Source organism: Martinezella sp. CNPSo 3732 (assembly GCF_057784515.1).
The window spans coordinates 73,179-91,109 of record NZ_JBXSOO010000005.1; the positions used below are offsets into that span (position 1 = coordinate 73,179).

The 17,931-nt window shown below is 59.9% G+C and carries 16 protein-coding genes; 8 read left to right on the forward strand and 8 right to left on the reverse strand.

Going from position 1 to position 17,931, the window contains the following annotated elements:
- The first annotated feature begins 235 nt into the window (after positions 1-235).
- The 4 genes from AC13RM_RS12880 to AC13RM_RS12895 all read left to right on the forward strand — a co-directional run bounded on the left by AC13RM_RS12880 (position 236) and on the right by AC13RM_RS12895 (position 3,569).
- Positions 236-910 carry a response regulator transcription factor gene (locus tag AC13RM_RS12880; protein ID WP_488555153.1) on the forward strand — a complete coding sequence of 225 codons (675 nt, stop codon included), beginning with the start codon at positions 236-238 and terminating at the stop codon, positions 908-910.
- The gene (locus tag AC13RM_RS12885; protein ID WP_374821260.1) at positions 907-2,262 is read left to right on the forward strand and encodes a sensor histidine kinase; all 1,356 of its coding nucleotides are present in this window, start codon (positions 907-909) and stop codon (positions 2,260-2,262) included. Before AC13RM_RS12880 ends, AC13RM_RS12885 begins: the two co-directional genes overlap by 4 nt.
- Before the next feature lie 99 nt (positions 2,263-2,361).
- Entirely contained in the window at positions 2,362-2,952 is a 591-nt protein-coding gene (locus AC13RM_RS12890) for a class I SAM-dependent methyltransferase (protein WP_095437136.1), read from the forward strand.
- Positions 2,949-3,569 carry a DedA family protein gene (locus AC13RM_RS12895; protein WP_374821264.1) on the forward strand — a complete coding sequence of 207 codons (621 nt, stop codon included), beginning with the start codon at positions 2,949-2,951 and terminating at the stop codon, positions 3,567-3,569. The genes AC13RM_RS12890 and AC13RM_RS12895 overlap by 4 nt, the downstream gene beginning before the upstream one ends.
- 23 nt (positions 3,570-3,592) lie before the next feature.
- Here AC13RM_RS12895 and AC13RM_RS12900 read toward each other — a convergent pair whose 3' ends face one another.
- Complete coding sequence (locus tag AC13RM_RS12900) at positions 3,593-4,624, reverse strand: class I SAM-dependent methyltransferase (protein WP_374821267.1); 1,032 nt, start codon at positions 4,622-4,624, stop codon at positions 3,593-3,595.
- Positions 4,625-4,877: 253 nt separating this feature from the next.
- Between AC13RM_RS12900 and AC13RM_RS12905 the strand changes: the two genes are divergently transcribed.
- Both AC13RM_RS12905 and AC13RM_RS12910 read left to right on the forward strand, forming a co-directional pair.
- Positions 4,878-6,821: a putative bifunctional diguanylate cyclase/phosphodiesterase gene (locus AC13RM_RS12905; protein ID WP_374821270.1), complete on the forward strand. Its 1,944-nt coding sequence runs from the start codon at positions 4,878-4,880 to the stop codon at positions 6,819-6,821.
- Positions 6,822-6,855: 34 nt separating this feature from the next.
- Positions 6,856-7,242, forward strand: a complete 387-nt coding sequence (locus tag AC13RM_RS12910) for an ester cyclase (RefSeq protein WP_095437132.1) — start codon at positions 6,856-6,858, stop codon at positions 7,240-7,242.
- Here the strand turns inward: AC13RM_RS12910 and AC13RM_RS12915 are convergent.
- The 5 genes from AC13RM_RS12915 to AC13RM_RS12935 form a co-directional block, all read right to left on the reverse strand.
- Positions 7,239-8,441 carry an MFS transporter gene (locus AC13RM_RS12915; RefSeq protein ID WP_374821274.1) on the reverse strand — a complete coding sequence of 401 codons (1,203 nt, stop codon included), beginning with the start codon at positions 8,439-8,441 and terminating at the stop codon, positions 7,239-7,241. The genes AC13RM_RS12910 and AC13RM_RS12915 overlap by 4 nt on opposite strands.
- A gap of 120 nt (positions 8,442-8,561) precedes the next feature.
- On the reverse strand, positions 8,562-10,892 hold the full coding sequence (locus tag AC13RM_RS12920; protein WP_488555154.1) for a cation:proton antiporter domain-containing protein: 2,331 nt from the start codon (positions 10,890-10,892) through the stop codon (positions 8,562-8,564).
- Positions 10,893-11,042: 150 nt separating this feature from the next.
- Positions 11,043-12,248: a 3-oxoadipyl-CoA thiolase gene (gene pcaF, locus AC13RM_RS12925; RefSeq protein WP_488555155.1), complete on the reverse strand. Its 1,206-nt coding sequence runs from the start codon at positions 12,246-12,248 to the stop codon at positions 11,043-11,045.
- Between the two features lie 113 nt (positions 12,249-12,361).
- Positions 12,362-13,051 carry a CoA transferase subunit B gene (locus AC13RM_RS12930; protein WP_440478278.1) on the reverse strand — a complete coding sequence of 230 codons (690 nt, stop codon included), beginning with the start codon at positions 13,049-13,051 and terminating at the stop codon, positions 12,362-12,364.
- Positions 13,048-13,755 (reverse strand): 3-oxoacid CoA-transferase subunit A, encoded by a 708-nt coding sequence (locus AC13RM_RS12935; RefSeq protein WP_488555156.1) that lies wholly within the window; start codon positions 13,753-13,755, stop codon positions 13,048-13,050. The genes AC13RM_RS12930 and AC13RM_RS12935 overlap by 4 nt, the downstream gene beginning before the upstream one ends.
- Positions 13,756-13,906: 151 nt before the next feature.
- Between AC13RM_RS12935 and AC13RM_RS12940 the strand changes: the two genes are divergently transcribed.
- Positions 13,907-14,662, forward strand: a complete 756-nt coding sequence (locus AC13RM_RS12940; protein ID WP_440478280.1) for an IclR family transcriptional regulator — start codon at positions 13,907-13,909, stop codon at positions 14,660-14,662.
- 95 nt (positions 14,663-14,757) lie between these two features.
- Here AC13RM_RS12940 and AC13RM_RS12945 read toward each other — a convergent pair whose 3' ends face one another.
- Positions 14,758-15,645: a helix-turn-helix domain-containing protein gene (locus AC13RM_RS12945; protein WP_488555157.1), complete on the reverse strand. Its 888-nt coding sequence runs from the start codon at positions 15,643-15,645 to the stop codon at positions 14,758-14,760.
- A 113-nt stretch (positions 15,646-15,758) separates the two neighbouring features.
- Here AC13RM_RS12945 and pobA point away from each other — a divergent pair, with 113 nt between their 5' ends.
- On the forward strand, positions 15,759-16,931 hold the full coding sequence (gene pobA / locus AC13RM_RS12950; protein ID WP_488555158.1) for a 4-hydroxybenzoate 3-monooxygenase: 1,173 nt from the start codon (positions 15,759-15,761) through the stop codon (positions 16,929-16,931).
- Positions 16,932-16,938: 7 nt separating this feature from the next.
- Here pobA and pcaQ read toward each other — a convergent pair whose 3' ends face one another.
- Complete coding sequence (pcaQ, locus tag AC13RM_RS12955) at positions 16,939-17,865, reverse strand: pca operon transcription factor PcaQ (protein ID WP_488555159.1); 927 nt, start codon at positions 17,863-17,865, stop codon at positions 16,939-16,941.
- Positions 17,866-17,931: the final 66 nt, after the last annotated feature.

Consider the following 17,931-nt stretch of genomic DNA (forward strand, 5'->3'; position numbering starts at 1 on the left):
GCTCCGTTCGCTGTAGCTTACCTATCGGCCGCCGCACGGCGGATATCGCAGGGGGAGGCGATGCCTTCCCTTGCGACCTAACTGGCGTCGAAAGCCGAACTGGCCGAGATCTTCGCATGCCGGCAGCATATCGGTCCGAATTCTCCAATACATAATAGAGTGTAGCCCGGAGAGGGTCGCAATCTTCCCGCAATCCGCTTATGCAATGCAGTCGTTCCATTTTGGGGATGGTTCATTGCGGATCTTGTTACTAGAAGACGAGCCGGAAATGGCAGCGGCGCTGAGGGCTGCGTTGCAGGCTCGCGATGCCATCGTCGATCATGTATCGATGCTGGCCGATGCCGAAGAGGCTGCGATAAATCTCCCTTACGATGCCATTCTCCTCGACCGGCAGGTTCCGGATGGCGACGGCTTGTCGATCATTCCGAAGCTGAGGGCTGCCGGCGTCAATACGCCCGTTATCGTGTTGACTGCACGCGGCGATCTCGACGATCGTATTGGCGGTCTTGATACCGGCGCCGACGATTATCTCGTCAAGCCTTTTGCCATAGAGGAGCTGCTGGCACGACTGCGGGCCATTCTGAGACGCCCCGGCGAGTTGCGGACCGAGGTGGTGAATTTCGGCAGGCTGTCCTATGACTTCGGCTGCCATGACATACTGATCGAAGGCCAACGGCTCGAATTGCCACGCCGGGAAGTTCTGGTCTTCGAGGCGCTTGCGCGCCGACTTGGCCGCACGGTGCCGCGTCATGCGCTCGAAGAGGCCGTCTACGGGTTCAGCGAAGATATCCAGTCGAATACGCTGGATGCGCATATCTCCCGTCTTCGCCGCAAGCTTGCCTCCGTGGAGTCCGGTCTGGAGATCCATCCCGTTCGCGGTATCGGCTATCTGATGAGACAGCAATCATGATCGCAAGCCAACCTTCCCTGCGATGGCGTCTCGTATCGCGCCTGTCATTCCTGCAGGCGATTTTCCTGTCGCTGCTTGCGGTGCTCATCGTCGCCGCTCTGTGGGCGACCGGCAGTTTCATCTCGCTTCAGCCGGAAGACGAGACCATCGATGCCATCTCCCAGTCCCTCGGGCGCGATCAGAATGGCGCCCTTGTGCTAAAGGAGACACCGGCGCTTACGGCACGGCGCGGAGATTTGCCGGGTCTCTGGTTCGTCGTGCGTGATCGCAGCGGCGCTGTGATCCAAGACGGAAGCGTGCCTCCGGCCTATGCGACGATCGGCGCTGCGCTCGACGGTATCGGACAGGCCCGTTTCGGCAGCAATCTCGGCGGCAGTATCGTGCCGGCCGCCCGGCTGCAATGGGTATCGTCTCCGGCGGGCGAGATCCAGGTCCTGACGGGCGTGGACGGCAGCGTATCGACGGTCCGCATCCTTGGAGCCATGAGTATTGTCTTCTTTAGCGCCCTTCTCCCGCTGCTGATCGTCACCGCGATCGCAACGATGATTGCCGCGCCGATCGTGGTTCGCCGCGCTTTTTCTTCGCTCGATTCCGCCGTTGCTCGCGCCGGACAGATCGATATCAATCGCCAGGGTACGCGGCTGCCGGTCGACGATGTCCCGCGCGAGATCCTGCCGCTTGTCGAAGCCGTCAATGATGCGCTGAGCCGGCTGGACGAAGGCTATGAACGGGAGAAACGTCTTTTCTCTCATCTTGCCCATGAGTGGCGTACCCCGGTCGCGATCCTGCAGACACGTCTCGATGGCCTGCCGGCAGGCCCTTTGAAAGAGCGGCTCTTCGAGGATACGGTTCGCCTTGCGACCCTTGCCGAGCAATTCCTCGATCTTCAGCGCCTCAATCATCGTTTCGAACCGGCTTCGGTCGATCTCGTGGAGATCGCCGAGCACGTGGTTTCGGAGCTGGCGCCGCTTGCGATCGCTGCCAATTACGAACCCTGCTTCATCAAGGACGAGGAGATCGTCCAGGTTCTCGGTGATCGCATGGCTATCGAGCGGGCCGTCGCCAATGTCGTACAGAATGCGATCCAACATGGCGGCCGCCGTGGCAGGATAATTGTCCATGTTGGTCGTGCCACCGGCATCACCGTAACCGACGAAGGAAACGGTATCCCGCCGGAGGAGCGGGACCGCATCTTCGAGCCGTTTCATCGCCTCCCCGGGCGCGGCAAAGGGTTCGGTCTTGGGCTCAACCTCGTTCAGGAAATTGCCAGGCTTCACGGTGGACAGGTTTGCGTTGTCGACGGACCGACCGGAGGTGCGACTTTTAGATTGAGCTTCCCGATGGCCGGGTAGGTCGTCGCGGGTTCCCCGGTGCAATGTTCCCGCAATCGGCTCCCCTTAGGAAAAGCCTGCCGCGCAGGCGAATCTTTCAAGCCCTACTGGCGGGAACACATGTCAAACACGTCTCTATTTCTGCGAACTCTCTTGACCAACCCGCGCATGGTCGGTGCCATAGCGCCGTCCGGCACGATGCTGGCCAATCTGATTACAAGCGAAGTCGATCCTTCCGCGGGTCCGGTTTTGGAACTCGGCCCCGGAACGGGCGTGTTCACGCATGCCCTGCTTTCGCGCGGCATATGCGAGAGGGATATTACGCTGATTGAGTCTGCCCATGGCTTTGCCAGCCTGCTTCGACAGCGGTTTCCCGATGCTCGTGTCGTCTGCGCCGATGCCGCGCGGCTCGGCACTCACAACCTGCCGGAAGGCGTGCGGTTCGGCTGCGCGATCAGCGGATTGCCGCTGCTCAACATGTCGCCGAAGACAGTGATTGCCATTCTGACTGCGGTCTCGGCAAGGCTGCATGAGGGCGGGGCGCTCTATCAGTTCACCTATGGTGTCCGCTGTCCGGTGCCGCGTCGTTTGCTCGATCGGTTCGGCTTCAAGGCAACGCTGCACGGCCGGGTGTTGCGCAACTTCCCGCCCGCCAGGGTCTATAAGATCGTCCGGCGCAGGCCGCTTCATTATCCGGCTGTGGTCGTATGAATGGTACCTCCCATCTGTTGGATGTGCTGCCCGATCTGGTGGCATGGGGATTGCTTGGTCTTGCGCTATGTTCGGCGATCGAGAAGCTCGTCCCAGTCATACCATCCGCCGGCATGCTCTTGATGCTGGGTATGTTGGGTGTCGTCCATCTTGCGGCTCTACCCATCGTGATTGCCATTACCGCCAGTGGTTCAACGGCAGGCTCGTTGTTTTGGTATGGAATGGGCCGATGGCTGGGGCCGGTGCGTGGCGACATTTTCGTGCTGAAGGTGACCAGGTATCTGGATATTAAAGAAGAGCGGTATCTGCGTCTGAAGCGCAGTTATCGTGGTAATCTGATACGGGTCACGTTCCTCGGCCAGCTTGTGCCTGTTGTCAGGGCCTATATGGCATTTCCGGCAGGCGTGCTCGCCATGCCGCTGCCAGGCTTCGCCATCGCAACATTCTGCGGCGCATTGATGTGGAATACGCCGTTTCTGGTGTCGGGCTACTTGCTGCGGAGGCAGATATTTACACCAGATACAGCAGCGCCTGCCGCCGTTGCAGCAATCGCTTTGGTTAATTTTCTGCTGCTTGCTCTGTTCCGATTTCGCCGGCCAAGCCGCAACGCGGCTTAGCCGGTCATGTCGCTTGCCGTCGGCTATACGGTCAGAACGGCGTATATCACGCCGCCGTTTTCGCCGCGTGTAAGAGAAACATCGGCGATCGGGTGCTTGACCTTGTCGATGATCGACTGGACATCCTCGTCCGTTCGCCAGATCAGCGGCCAGTTCATGAAGGTCTCCATATAACCTTCGACACCGATATCCTTGGCGAAGTTTGCAAGCAGGAACTTGCCGCCGGGCTTCAGCATCTGCAGGCAGCGTTCCGTCAGACGCACGGCTACGCTTTCGGCCAGATAATCGTAAAGGCCTGCTGCATAGATGAAGTCGAACGTGCCGAGCTTCTGTGCGCGTCCCAAAATGGTGCGAACGGAGCCGTTGATCGCTTCGATGCAGCTGCCTTGGAAGGCCGAGCTCACCGTCCCGACGCTGACCGGATCCTGATCAAGTGCGACCCAGCGTTTGAGCCTGCCGCTCTGCAGAGCCTTAGACAGCTCCGCTTCGCGAAGATGGCCGGCCGCGATCGCCAGGATCTCGGCGCCATCCGTCGCCTCCGCCGCCGCATCGACATGCGCTGCCAGGATCTCGCGCCTTTCACGCACGGCGACTGCGGATGCTGCACGCCGAGTGAAATCGTAAACTTCAGCGCCCAGCGCCGAAGCTTCCGCCACCTGTGCAGCAACGGCTGGATGTTCGTAAATGAAATCCAGCAGATAGGCATCCCCGCTATAGCCGCGCGGCTTTTCGAAGGACCATCGTGTCAGAGGGTCCTGCAGCAGGAAGGACGACACGGGATGACCCTGCGCAACCGAGGCCAAATGGGCCCAGGTCAGGGGTGTCGTCTTGCTTTTCAGCGCCTGCAGACGCTCGGTCAAGGCCTTCATCGTGCCGGGAACGGGTGCGTTTGCTTCGAAGGCCTGCTGCGTAAGGGAGAGAACGAGGGCGAGTTCGGCCTCGCCCTCCTTAATTTGATCGGTTGTAAGGTTGTTACCGGACGATCTCGTATGTTCCGAGATGGACTGAGAGGTAACGAGGCTGAAGCCATCAAGAGCGGTTTGAAATTGTTTCAATTTTAAATCATTCCGTGAACACTACGCAAACCATATCTCATATAAAAATTGAGCGCTATGGTTTTGTTAATGTCGCTGCGGCAACGCTTTCGTTATCAAACGGATCAAATTAGCCGCCGTGGTGAAGCGAGCGATTTGTTCATTCGAGCGACGCAAAGGTAACGCGGTGGACATGAAGTCTCGGCTAACTCGGGTGATGATGAGCATGCGTCGATTGTCGGGAAGCAGCGATCTTGGTCAGAGCGAGGCCCGCATGACTAACCGCCCCGATGAGCTGCGTGCGCTCTACAAAGCCTATAGCAACGATGCGCGGCGTGCCTTGGCTCGCAGCGGTCTGTGGCTTGCCGTGCCTGTTTATGTCCTCTTCCTGATCACGGATCTGGTCTTCATTCCCGACGTTTCGCACGTGACGATCCCTGCGCGGTTTCTGATCGGTGGCTTTTCGCTTCTGACCCTGGAAATGCAGTTTTCGCGGCAACGTCGTGCCGGCGAGCTTGAGGCGACATGTGCTGCGGCTGTCGTTCTTGGATATGTCGTGTGGCTGCTGCCGGCATTGCAGACGGCCAATGCCGAGGCATTCTCCTATTATGCCGCCTTCGGCGCCATCTTCATGATGGGCGTTAACCTTTTCTTCAGCCTCGAATTCGGTTTGGCACTGCTCTCGTCGGGGCTGATCTTCGCCTTTTTCCTGCTGTCGCTGACGGAATTTCACTACAGCGCCGCCTATTGTCTGGCCTTCACCACCTTCTATCTCTGTTGCTTCGTATTCACCTCCTATGTGAACTGGAAACTGAACAAGGAGCGCTTCAACGTCTTTCTCAATGCAAGAGAAGCGGAGCTGCAGCAGCGCCAGGCGACAGAACGCGGCGAAGCTCTTCTGCGGCTCTCCATTACCGATTCCCTGACCGGGATGGAGAACAGAAGAGCTGCCGATATAAGGCTGAAACAGTTTTGGGATCGCTGGCGCGAGAAGGGCGCAGCATTCGCCATCCTGCTGGTCGATGTCGACTTCTTTAAGAAGTACAATGATTATTACGGCCATCAGGAGGGTGATCACTGTCTTGTGACGGTTGCCAATGCGCTGTCGAACATCGTCGCTCCGCTCGGTGCGACGGTCGGGCGCTACGGTGGCGAGGAATTCATCGTTATCCTCGATCTGGAGAGCAGCGCGGATGCGCTGGCTCTGGCGGATGCCATTTGTCAGGGGATCGAAGCTCTCGATATCGTCCATGCACAGCGCCTGGATGGCTTCCGGCATGTCACGGTGAGCGTTGGAGCGACCATTACGAGAGACGTCGCCGGCGCGAAGCTGGAGAATGTGATCAATGAGGCTGATCGCGCCCTGTATTCGGCAAAGGCGAGCGGCCGCAATTGCGCACGGATATTCGACCCGAACGAGCTGCCCGGCGGCGATGCGAGCGAGAATATCGCAGCCATTCTGAAGATCGCCATCCAGCAGAACCTCGTCTCGCTTGTCTATCAGCCGATCCAATATCTCCAGACCGGAGAAATCGGTGCCTATGAAGCTCTGATGCGCCTGCAGTTGCTAGACGGGTCGAATGCTTCTCCGGCGGTCTTTATCCCGATAGCGGAGCGCACCGGGGCCATCATGGAGCTCGGCTATTGGGCGATCAGAAGGGCTTGTTGTGATTTGCTTACCCGCGACATCGTCGACACCGTCAGCATCAACGTCTCCCCGATCCAGCTGCGGGCTCCAGGTTTCGCCGCGCAGGTGGCGGCTATTTTGGCGGAAACGGGCGTTTCGGGTCACAGGGTGGCGTTCGAGATCACCGAGGGCGTCGATATGGAGATACGCCCCGATGTGCTCGACAGCATTCAGGATCTGAAGAAGCTCGGCATCAAATTCTGGCTTGATGATTTCGGCACAGGTTTTGCCGGGTTGTCATGGCTTCGCCTGATGGAGTTCGAAACCGTCAAGATCGACAAATCCTTCCTGCATGATGCGGCAAGCAACGACGGCGCGAAGATCCTTCTCGAGGATATCATCGGTCTGGTGCGCAATCGCGGCCATCGCATCCTGGTCGAGGGCGTGGAGGACGAGGAGCAACTCAATCTCGTCAAATCCTTTGGCATCGACGCCGTTCAGGGATACCATATCGGCCGTCCGGCACCTGCGCTCAAGCATCCGATCACGATGATGCATACAGGCCGCCGCCGTCTGCAGGCATCGGCCTGAAGCACAGGCCGTCTCCAGGTCGAGGGTGATGAGAATGGCAAACGTCGATCTGTCCGAGATCTACCGAGGCTATATTGCCTGTCTCAACGGACAAGATTGGCCAAATCTGCGTAAATTCGTCCACGAAGACGTGTGCTATAATGGCGCCCATGTCGGGCTATCAGGCTATCGGCAAATGCTCGAAGATGATTTTCGCGCCATTCCCGATCTTCATTTCGATATCACTTTACTGATCTGCGAACCGCCACGCGTCGCAAGCCGCCTGCAATTTGATTGCAGGCCGACGGGCATGCTGTTCGGTATGGCGGTGAATGGCAGAAGGGTACAGTTTGCCGAGAATGTCTTCTATGAGTTTCTGGACAGGCGAATCCGGAACGTCTGGTCTGTCATCGACAAGGCGGCAATCGCGGCCCAGCTCTAGGACTTTTTCCCAAGGCGCAACGCTATGAAGCCTGCTACGAACGCCGCGACGCCGCTTGCAATAATCGGGCCGGAATAGCTGCCGGTATGGTCGAAAATAAAGCCTGCTGCAGTTGGCCCGATCAGGGCTGCTACACCCACGGCCGAATAGAGATACCCGATAACTGCACCAATCTGGCGCGTGCCGAACAAGTCAGCGGCGACAGCCGGATAAAGGCCGACGCACCCGCCATAGCTCATGCCGAAGATCAATGCGAATAAAGTGAGCTGGATCATGCCTGATGCCGACGCCCATATGGCAAAGGAGGCAGCGACTGCAAGGGTGAGCGATGCCAGCAGCTGCCGGCGGCCGAAACGATCTCCCAGGCCTGCGAGAAAGAAGCGGCCGACGATGCTGCCGACACCGATAACGCTGACAAGGGCGGTTCCGTCCTGAATGGAAAGACCCATGTCGCGGGCGGCGGCGACGATATGGACGTAAGGAATGAAGGTGCACAGAGAGGACAGGAGAAGCACGACATAGAAAAGCCAGAACCGTCCGTCACGCCATATTGCGGGGAGCGTATGGTCGCCGGCGTAAGCCAGGTGCGAGATCGTACTGTCCCGTCGCTTGCGGACAAGCAATGCCGCCGGCACGCCAAAGACCGCGAAGATGCAGGCAAGAGTAAGGAAACATCCTCGCCAGCCGATGAAGGGAAGGGCCTTGCCGATGGCAAAGGGCAGGATCAGGGTGCCAAGTCCAATCCCCGCCGTCGCGATGCCCGACGCCTGGCTTCGTTTGTGGATGAACCAAGACTGCACCGCTCCGATCGCCGGAACGTATGAGAGGCCGATCCCAAACCCGACGCCGAAGCCATACCAGATGTAAAGGGCGGTCAGGGACCCGGCGCGGCTGGCGCCGATATAGCCGAGGATCATGGCGGCAAGCCCCAGAAGAACCAGACCGCGGGGCGACCATCTGTCGGCGAGAGGCCCGGCAATCGCGCCGAGCGAGTAGAAGAGGAATGCGGAAATGGAGAAGACGAGGGCGATCTCACCGCGGGAGGCGCTAAACTCCGCGGCAAGGCCCGGTAAGGTGGCGGAGAAGGAGTAGGCGGCTCCGAACGTCACGGCCGTCAGCACATGGGCGGCGGCAACGACCTTCCATCCCTCCCGCGTATCGGCTTCTTCATGGTCACGCGAAAGGGCAAGGTCGGACATCGGTGCGCTCGGTCAAATCATGTTGCCGGCCAATATGGCCCAGGAGGCAGCATAGGAAAAATGAATAGCGTTGATGTCTTTTATCGATTCTCCTGATTCATCTCATGGCTGATGGTCGGTTTATTCGGGAATTGCCGGCGAGGAAGAGGCCAGATCGGTTTCGATGAAAATGCAGGATCTGTCGGCGGTCTGCAGCATCGTGTCGGCGACGCTTCCGTAGGAAAGGCTGCCGCTGGCTCTTTTGCTTACGCCGAGCACGATCAGATTATACCCGCCGCTGCGTGCATGCCGTAGGATCGAGAGCTCCGGCGAGGGGCCTTGCTGCACGACCTTTTCGATCTGCACGCCATAATAATCTGCAATGGCACCGACCTTGTTCAAAATATCCCGATGGTCGCTGCCGCGGTCGCTGATGCGTGGAATAGCGCTGGCGTTGCGCGGCTCGACGATTAACAACAGCGCGCAATGGGCGTTTGCCGCCTTTGCGATCGCGAGCCCGAATTCGGCAGCGCGGATGGAACGCTCCGTGCCGCTGACGGGCAGAAGGATCCGCAGATCCCCCGGATTCTTTGGAAGCGAGCCGCGTGCCGTTATGATCGCCGAAATTCCCTGGAACGCCGATGTCATGACCTGCAGCGACGGGCCAAAGCGACCATCGTCTCCCAAGGAGGGTTCGATGCCCGCAAGGAGAAGATCGTGGCCTGTATCGGAGACGTCTTCGAGTACAGTTTCGAGTTTGTCGCTCTTTTCTCGAACTGTCACATGGATATCGCCTTGGCCAGCCAAATTCTGCTCCGGTGGCGCAGACGCAAGCAGGTCGGTGGCGTATTGGCGCAGATCTTCCGCGATTGTCTTGGCTTGCGACGCTGGACGCAAGTCTCCCGATGCATCGGGCGCGTCCAGAGTTTCATCGGCTTCGCGCGCATCCATCACCGTGACGGGCATCTTGCGCGTCACCGCGAAGAAAGCGGCGATCCAGGTTGCCAGACGGCTGCTTTGTGAACCGTCGACAGCCAGCAGGATGCGTTCAAAATTTCCGAGGAAGCTCTCGCTTTCGAATTGTTCGCGCTCCAGACGATTGCGTTCCTCTTCGCGCAGCGGCAGGCGGGCAAGTGCCCAACGAAGCGTCGGCGGCATCGCCATGGTGGTGATGACGGCCATGGCGACGATGACGGAGAAGAGTTTTTCGTCCAGCACGCCGACCGACAGGCCTATGGTCGCGACGATCACTTCCGTCGATCCCCTCGCATTCATGCCGCAGCCGAGCGCCAGGGCCTCCGATGCCGAATAGCCGCCGAACCTGGCGGCGGCAAAAGCGCCGCCGAACTTGCCGATGCTCGCTATGACCACGACGGCAGCCGTCAGCAGCAGGATGGAGGGATCGGCAAGCACGGTGAGATCGGTCTGCAGGCCGGTCAGCCCGAAGAAGACGGGCATGAACAGAGCCGTCGTCAAGGCGCGAAGCTGCACATCGATCTGACGTGTGAGAATGGGCGATTCACCGACCAGAATGCCGGCAACGAAGGCGCCGAGGACGGTATGGACGCCGATGAGGTTGGTGATGATCGCCATCGTACCCATGATTGCGATGATGGCGCTGAGCACGGGCAGGTCGCTGTGGAAATTGTCGTTGGTCCAGCGGATAATTTCGAAGACTACCCGTCTGCCGACGGTGAAGCTGACGGCCATGAAGGCCAGCGTCCCGATCACGCTGGTTGCCAACGTCGTGAGATCGACCGTGCCTTTTTCGGCAAGACCGAATGTTATGGCGATGATGACCCACCCGATCGTATCGTCGATGATAGCGGAGGCGACGATCAGTTGGCCGATGTTCCGGCGCATGAAATCCATCTCGCGAACCACGGAAGCGACGATCTTCACCGAGGAGATGGAAAGCGCAGTGCCCAGGAAGAGGGAGGTTACCAACCGCTTTTGAGGATCGGGAAGCAAGGCGTCGGGGATGAGCTCGCCTAAGGCAAATCCCGCAGCAAACGGGATGGCGATACCGGTCAGAGAGACGCCGGCCGCGGATTTGCGCAGACGTTTCGCAAGACCGAGATCGGTCTCCATGCCGGCGAGCAACAGGAGAAAGAGAATGCCGAGCTGGCCGACCGCATCGACCATGCTCTTTTGTGCGCCGTCCGAAGGAAAAAGGCTCGCTTGTGCATGCGGGAAGATCAGGCCGAAAAGGGAGGGGCCGAGAATGATGCCGGCGATGATCTGGCCCATGATCGATGGCTGGCCGATGCGCACCATCAATTCGCCGAGCAGCCTGCCTGATACGACAAGCAGAATGATCTGGATCAGGAACAGCCCTTCCGAAGGGTGACTGGCCTTCTGCCCCTCCGCTGCGAAGGCGGATTGCGCAATCGACAGTAACAGGGCGACGGTAATGAGAATGATAACGGCGTTTGACGAAAATGGCTTCGAGACATTCTGGCGTGACGGCATGGACTGATCCCACTGAGCAGCAGGAAAACGCTCCAAAGCCTTTGCCGTTCCAGATCATTACTGATTGCCGCCGTCGCCAGGCCTGCATCGGGCGCTTGGAAGCGGTCGTGGTCCGCCGCTCATCCGGCCGCGGACCATGGGCTGGAACGATCAGACCCGTTCCAGCGCGATGGCGATGCCCTGGCCGACGCCGATGCACATGGTGGAAAGCGAATAGCGGCCGCCGGTTTCCTTAAGCTCCAGGGCGGCGGTGCCGGTGATGCGGGCGCCAGACATGCCAAGCGGATGACCAAGCGCGATGGCACCGCCATTGCGATTGACGCGGGTATCGTCGTCAGCAATGCCGAGTTCGCGCAACACGGCAAGTCCCTGGGAAGCGAAGGCTTCGTTGAGTTCGATGACATCGAACTGTTCCTGGCGCATGCCGAAGCGCGTCATGAGCTTGCGCGAGGCCGGAACCGGGCCGATCCCCATAATGCGCGGGGGGACGCCGGCAGCCGCACCGCCCAGAATGCGCGCTATCGGCGTCAGGCCGTATTTTCTGGCCGCTGCTTCTGAAGCAATGATGAGTGCGGCAGCGCCATCATTGACGCCGGAGGCGTTGCCGGCCGTCACCGTGCCGCCTTCCTTCTTGAAAGGCGTGCCGAGCTTGGCAAGCGCTTCCATCGAGGTTGCGCGCGGATGCTCGTCCTTGCCGACGATAACCGGATCGCCCTTGCGCTGCGGGATCGTGACTGAGGTGATCTCCTTGGCAAGCCGGCCGTTCTCCTGTGCTGCCGCAGCCTTTGCCTGCGAGCGGACGGCAAAGGCGTCCTGATCTTCGCGAGTGACCTTGTAATCTTCGGCGACGTTCTCGCCGGTTTCCGGCATGGAGTCGACGCCATACTGCTTCTTCATGACAGGATTGACGAAGCGCCAGCCGATGGTGGTGTCGTAGATCTCGGCATTGCGCGAAAAGGCGCTTTCGGCCTTGGGAATGACGAAAGGCGCTCGCGACATGCTTTCGACGCCACCAGCGATCATGATGTCGGCCTCGCCGGCGCGGATGGCGCGGGCAGCTGTGATGACGGCATCCATGCCCGAGCCGCAAAGCCGGTTGATCGTCGTCCCGGGCACCGAAATCGGCAGGCCGGCCAGCAGGCCTGCCATGCGCGCGACGTTGCGATTGTCTTCGCCCGCCTGGTTGGCGCAGCCGTAGATAACGTCGTCGATGGCTTCCCAGTCGACCGAGCCGTTGCGCTCGATTAGTGCCTTCAGCGGCACGGCGCCGAGATCGTCGGCGCGGACGGAAGAAAGCGATCCGCCGAAGCGGCCGATCGGCGTGCGGATATAGTCACAGATGAAGGCTTCGGTCATGATCTTCTCCCTACGGCATGTCGCGCAAAACGTTATGGCGGTTTGCAATAGCGACCTACGAGATATTATAAGCTTAAAGCATTGCGCGCGAGTCTGAAAGATCGCAACGGGCTTCAGAGCTTCGGCACAATGAGGTCGGCAACGGGGCGATCGATATGGAGCGGCGCGCCGGTCATCGCCTGCAGCTCGTCCATCGTCATGGCGGCGAGCTTTTCACGGACGACGAAGCCTTCCTTGGCAATGTCGATGACCGCATGGCTCGTATAGATGCGGGTAATGCAGCCGACGCCGGTCAATGGGAAGGTGCAGGCCTCCACTAGTTTCGGCTTGCCGTCCTTCGTCACATGTTCGGTGATGACGAAAACCTGCTTGGCGCCATGGACCAGATCCATGGCCCCGCCGACGGCGGGCACACCCTTCGAGCCGACGCGCCAGTTGGCGAGGTCGCCATTTTGCGCCACCTGATAGGCACCGAGGATCGCGACATCCAGATGGCCGCCGCGTACCATGGCGAAACTATCGGCATGATGGAAGAAGGAGGCGCCGGGTTTCAGCGTGACGGCCTTCTTGCCGGCGTTGATCAGGTCCCAATCCTCTTCGCCCTCCGCCGGCGGCTCGCCGAAATTCAGGATGCCGTTTTCGGTGTGGAAGATCGCCTGACGGCCCGAGGGCTGGTAGCGGGCGACCATTTCCGGAAAGCCGATGCCGAGGTTCACATAGGCGCCATCTTCGATATCCTGAGCCGCGCGCCAGGCGATCTGCGCATTGGAGAGCTTAATGTCTTCGCGTGTGTCGATGGTCATACGTAGGCCACTCCGGCTCGAATGAGATTCTCTTCCTGCTGCGGATCGGCGACCTCAACAACGCCGTTGACGAAGATGCCGGGGGTAACGATGTGCTCAGGATCGAGCTCGCCGGCGGCAACGATTTTCGAGACCTGTGCGATCGTCTTGGCCGCGGCCATGCACATCAGCGGGTTAAAATTGCGGCCGGCCTTATTGTAGATGAGATTGCCCTGCACGTCGCCGACTGCAGCTTTGACAATGGCGAAATCGGCCTTGAGCCAGCGCTCCTGGACGTAGTGACGACCGTCGAATTCCGCGATGACCTTGCCGTTGGCGAGTTCGGTGCCATAGGCTGTGGGGGTGTAGAAAGCCGGAATGCCGGCGCCGCCGGCGCGGATACGTTCGGCAAGAGTGCCCTGAGGCACCAGTTCCAGCTCGATTTCGCCCGCCAGATAACGGTCCGTGAAGGCGCGCGGATCGGATGAGCGCGGGAAGGAGCAGATCATCTTCCTGACCATGCCGGCATCGATCATGGCTGCGATGCCGATGCGCCCGTTGCCGGCATTGTTGTTGATGACAGTCAGGTTCTTAGGACCTTTGTCGATCAGCGCGTGGATGAGTTCGATCGGCGCGCCTGAGCCGCCAAAGCCACCGATCATCACGGTCGCACCATCGCCGATCTCGGAGACGGCAGCCGCCGTGCTCGCAATTGTCTTATCCATGCGAAAACTCCCACTTGCAAATGCGGGCGGACCAAGGCGCCCCGTCCTCTTCCTTTCGAATAGATCAGCATGGACTGGACGGCAATTAATTTGTGCGTTATTTGATTTTTGTTCATATATCGCACAAATCGGATGAGGATTGGAGGCTGTTATGCGCGAAACGGATTTCGTCAGCGGCTTTGCCAGGGGATTGAAAGTCATCGAGGCCTTTGGGGAGACGCGGCAGCGCCTGACGATCGCCGAGGCATCGAAGTTGACCGGCCTCGATCGTGCCACGGTGCGCCGTTCGCTGCTGACGCTCTCCGACCTCGGCTATGCTGTTTATGACGGCAAATTCTTTACGCTGACGCCGAAGATCCTGCGGCTCGGCCATGCCTACCTGGCGGCGACGCCGCTGCCGACCATCATCCAGCCGCATCTCGATCAGCTTGCCGAGCGCGCCGGGCAGAATGCGTCCGCCTCGGTGCTCGACGGCACGGAAGTCGTCTATATCGCGCGTGCCTCGCAGCGTCGGGTGATGTCGATCAACCTGACGCCCGGCAGCCGCCTTCCGGCTTTCTGCGCTTCGATGGGCCGCGTCCTGCTGGCGGCGCTGTCGGAAGGCGAGGCGCGTTCGGTGCTTGGGCGAACTGATCTCAAGGCGAACACGCCGAATACCAAGACCGATCCCGAGGAGTTGATGGCCGAGTTCCGCCGGGTGAGGGAGCAGGGCTATGCCGTTATCGATCAGGAGCTGGAAATCGGCCTTTGCTCGATTGCCGTGCCGGTCGAAAACGATCGCGGCCAGACCGTGGCGGCGATCAATATCGGTGCTCCGGCTGCCTATGTTGCGGCTTCCGACATGGCCGAGAGGTTCCTGCCATTGTTAAAGGAGACGCAGAAGGCGCTGCGGCTGGTGCTGCCGTAGCTTTGTATTTTCGGGGCATCTTCGTGGTTCGAGACGGTCCTTTAGGCCTCCTCGAAGCACGAGGGCGGGTGGCTGCCCTCGATCCAGATGCTTGCTCACATCCCGAGCCTCTCCCGCTCCTCGATACGCCAAGCGCGCGGCGTCTGGCCAGTCTGCTTGGCGAAGAAGCGCGAGAAATAAGCCGGATCGGCAAAGCCGAGGCGATAGCTGATTTCCTGGACCGTCGCGAAGGTGAAGACCAGTTCGCGCTTGGCTTCATCCAGCAGCTTGCGCGTAATCAATTCATGAGCGCCGTGCCCGGTCCGGCTGCGTACGATGCGGCTGAGATGGGCCGGCGAGATGCCGAGGTTCTCGGCATAGAAGGCGGCCGGCTTGTGCGAGCGGAAGTGGCGCTGGATGAGGCCCTGCAGCATCTCCATGCGGCGCTCGCTTTCGTCGCCTGGCGTCGATCCTTCTTCAGCCTTTTGGGCTATACGCGCCGTCAGCAGCAAGGCCGAAGTCAGATAGGCATCCAGCAGATCGTTGCGGCCGTTGCGGTGGCTCGCAAATTCTTCGCCCAGGCGTTTTAGCGTATTGGCGACATAAGCCGCGTCTTCGTTGCCCATGTCGAGCAGGGTTAAATGGGGCTCTGCAAGCCATGCTCCGAGCCGGCTGCGATCGCCCGGGGACGCCTTCAGATGCGAGATCAGCACCGTGATGACAAAGCCGTCTATATCTCGCGAAAAGCGGAAGCCGTGATTGAGGCGAGGCGGCACGGTAATGACGGCGGGCGGCGTTATGGCATGGGGAGTTCCGTCAAAGATGGCATCGCCGGATCCGGCATCTATGTACAAGATCTGGAAAAAGCTCTCATGCCGGTGTGGGCGGATCTCCCAGTGATGGAGGCTGCTGCGGGACGGAATTGTTTCGCAATGCAGCCAGAAATCCGGCTTCCGGCCGGTATTTTCGCCATAGAGCTCATAGATCGGCACGTTCTTCGTCATGGCACTCCTCCCTCGCCATGTTCGATTTGTGCAATTTCATGACCGAAATGTCCATTGCGGACTTGCCTCGCGCCGAAGAGACTTGAGGCAAGAAATATGCATGGGAGGAGACAATGCGCACTCAAGTCGCCATTATCGGTTCGGGGCCGTCTGGGCTGCTGCTCGGCCAGCTGCTCACGGAAGCCGGCATCGACAATGTCATTCTCGATCGGGTCGGCAAGGATTATATTCTCGGCCGCGTGCGCGCCGGCGTTCTGGAGGAAGGCACCGTCCGCCTGCTGGATCAGGCGAAGTCCGCCACGCGCCTGCATGCCGAGGGCTTACCGCATGATGGCTTCTCGCTCGCCTTCGACGGCCGCGATCATCGCATCGACCTTCATGGTCTCACCGGCGGCAAACGGGTCGTCATCTATGGTCAGACGGAGATGACCCGTGACCTGATGGCTCGCCGCGAGGAAAGCGGCGCTCCAACCATCTACGGCGCCGCCAACGTCCAGCCGCACGGTTTCGATGGCGATATGCCCTATCTGACTTACGAGAAGGACGGCATTTCGCATCGCATCGATTGCGATTTCATTGCCGGCTGTGACGGCTTTCATGGTGTCAGCCGCAAATCGGTGCCGCAAAAGGCAATCCGCAGCTTCGAGAAGGTCTATCCCTTCGGCTGGCTCGGCGTGCTGGCGGAGGTGGCGCCCGTCAATCACGAGCTGATCTATGCCAACCATCCCCGTGGTTTCGCGCTATGCTCCATGCGATCGATGACACGCAGCCGCTATTACATTCAGTGTCCGCTCGACGAGAAGGTCGAGGACTGGAGCGACGACCGCTTCTGGGATGAACTGCGCCGCCGGCTGCCGGCCCATCATGCCGAGGCTCTGATCACCGCGCCGTCCTTCGAGAAATCGATCGCGCCGCTGCGCTCCTTCGTGGCCGAGCCCATGCGGTTCGGCCGCCTTTTCCTCGTCGGCGATGCCGCCCATATCGTGCCGCCGACCGGCGCCAAAGGGCTCAATCTGGCGGCGAGCGACGTGCATTATCTGTTTTCGGGGCTTGCCGAACATTATCAGGATCGCTCGAATGCAGGGCTGGGCGCCTATTCCGCCCGCGCGCTTGCTCGCGTTTGGAAGGCGGTGCGCTTCTCCTGGTGGATGACGACGATGATGCATCGTTTTCCCGATACCAGCGATTTCGACCAGAAGATTCAGGAAGCCGAACTCGATTATCTCACCCATTCGCGCGCCGCTTCGACCGCGCTCGCCGAGAATTATGTCGGTCTACCGTTCTAGGCGAGCATTAGAGCTTCTTGGCAATCTCGCCTGCCGCTTCTCGGATTGTCTGCATCAGGATCGATAGGGGCAGGGTGGGGATAGCGTCGGTGCGCATGGTCAAGCCGACCGGTCCTTTCGTTTCGCTGGTATCGATCGGCAGCAGCGCCAATAGCCCGTCATCGACATCCCCGGCAACGACGCCGGCCGAGATGATCCAGATGGCGTCGCTCGATCGCACGAAGGCGCGGCCGAAGGAATCTGACACGGTTTCGATCTGGTTGGGCAGTCCGCCGGCGCCGTTGGCGATCAGGAAGCTCTCGACGAAGGGCCGGATGATCGAGCCGCGCGTGGGCATCAGGACAGTATAGCGGTTGAGATCGGAAAACAGCGACTGCCCGCCCGATAGGAGCGGATGGCCGGCCCTGACGGCGAAGACGACCTGTTCAGAGTAGAGGTGCTCGAAGGAAAAGCCGGTCATCTTGTCGGGGCTCGCCAATCGGCCGACGACGAGATCGAGGTCGCCGATGCGCAGTTGCTCTAGCAGCACCGCGTTCTCGCCTGTCACGATCTTGATGCGGCTCCAGGTCTCCTCTTTGAGAAACAGGTCCATCGCCCGCGGCATAATGCGTGTCGAGACCGTCGGCAGTGCGCCGACGCGGATCGGCGGCGCTTCGCCGGAGCGCTCCTGCGAAACCGAGTCCAACCCTTGTCGGAGTGCTGTCAACGCGGCACCGGCATGGCGGAGAAAAACTTCGCCATAGCGGGTGATGCGGATACCGCGCCCATCGCGCTCGAAGACGGCGACGCCGAGTGCTTCTTCGAGTTCGCGGATGGTTTTCGTCACCGCCGGCTGGCTGATATTCAGCAGCCCGGCCGCCTTGATCACGCTTTTCTGGCGCGCAACCTCGACAAAGGTTTGCAGATGGCGGAACTTGATGCGTGCGTCGAGCATGCTTACTCATAACCCTGGAGTTATCGTAGAGCAAAGAAATATCATTTTACCTAACCAGATTATACA

Excerpts from the sequence above, each read along its gene's own strand:
- AC13RM_RS12890 (WP_095437136.1), top strand. The coding sequence starts at position 2,362 with ATGTCAAACACGTCTCTATTTCTGCGAACTCTCTTGACCAACCCGCGC.
- AC13RM_RS12885 (WP_374821260.1), top strand. The coding sequence starts at position 907 with ATGATCGCAAGCCAACCTTCCCTGCGATGGCGTCTCGTATCGCGCCTG.
- pcaF (WP_488555155.1), bottom strand. The coding sequence starts at position 12,248 with ATGACCGAAGCCTTCATCTGTGACTATATCCGCACGCCGATCGGCCGC.
- pobA (WP_488555158.1), top strand. The coding sequence starts at position 15,759 with ATGCGCACTCAAGTCGCCATTATCGGTTCGGGGCCGTCTGGGCTGCTG.
- pcaQ (WP_488555159.1), bottom strand. The coding sequence starts at position 17,865 with ATGCTCGACGCACGCATCAAGTTCCGCCATCTGCAAACCTTTGTCGAG.
- AC13RM_RS12895 (WP_374821264.1), top strand. The coding sequence starts at position 2,949 with ATGAATGGTACCTCCCATCTGTTGGATGTGCTGCCCGATCTGGTGGCA.
- AC13RM_RS12915 (WP_374821274.1), bottom strand. The coding sequence starts at position 8,441 with ATGTCCGACCTTGCCCTTTCGCGTGACCATGAAGAAGCCGATACGCGG.
- AC13RM_RS12935 (WP_488555156.1), bottom strand. The coding sequence starts at position 13,755 with ATGGATAAGACAATTGCGAGCACGGCGGCTGCCGTCTCCGAGATCGGC.
- AC13RM_RS12940 (WP_440478280.1), top strand. The coding sequence starts at position 13,907 with ATGCGCGAAACGGATTTCGTCAGCGGCTTTGCCAGGGGATTGAAAGTC.
- AC13RM_RS12920 (WP_488555154.1), bottom strand. The coding sequence starts at position 10,892 with ATGCCGTCACGCCAGAATGTCTCGAAGCCATTTTCGTCAAACGCCGTT.
- AC13RM_RS12945 (WP_488555157.1), bottom strand. The coding sequence starts at position 15,645 with ATGACGAAGAACGTGCCGATCTATGAGCTCTATGGCGAAAATACCGGC.
- AC13RM_RS12910 (WP_095437132.1), top strand. The coding sequence starts at position 6,856 with ATGGCAAACGTCGATCTGTCCGAGATCTACCGAGGCTATATTGCCTGT.
- AC13RM_RS12930 (WP_440478278.1), bottom strand. The coding sequence starts at position 13,051 with ATGACCATCGACACACGCGAAGACATTAAGCTCTCCAATGCGCAGATC.
- AC13RM_RS12905 (WP_374821270.1), top strand. The coding sequence starts at position 4,878 with ATGACTAACCGCCCCGATGAGCTGCGTGCGCTCTACAAAGCCTATAGC.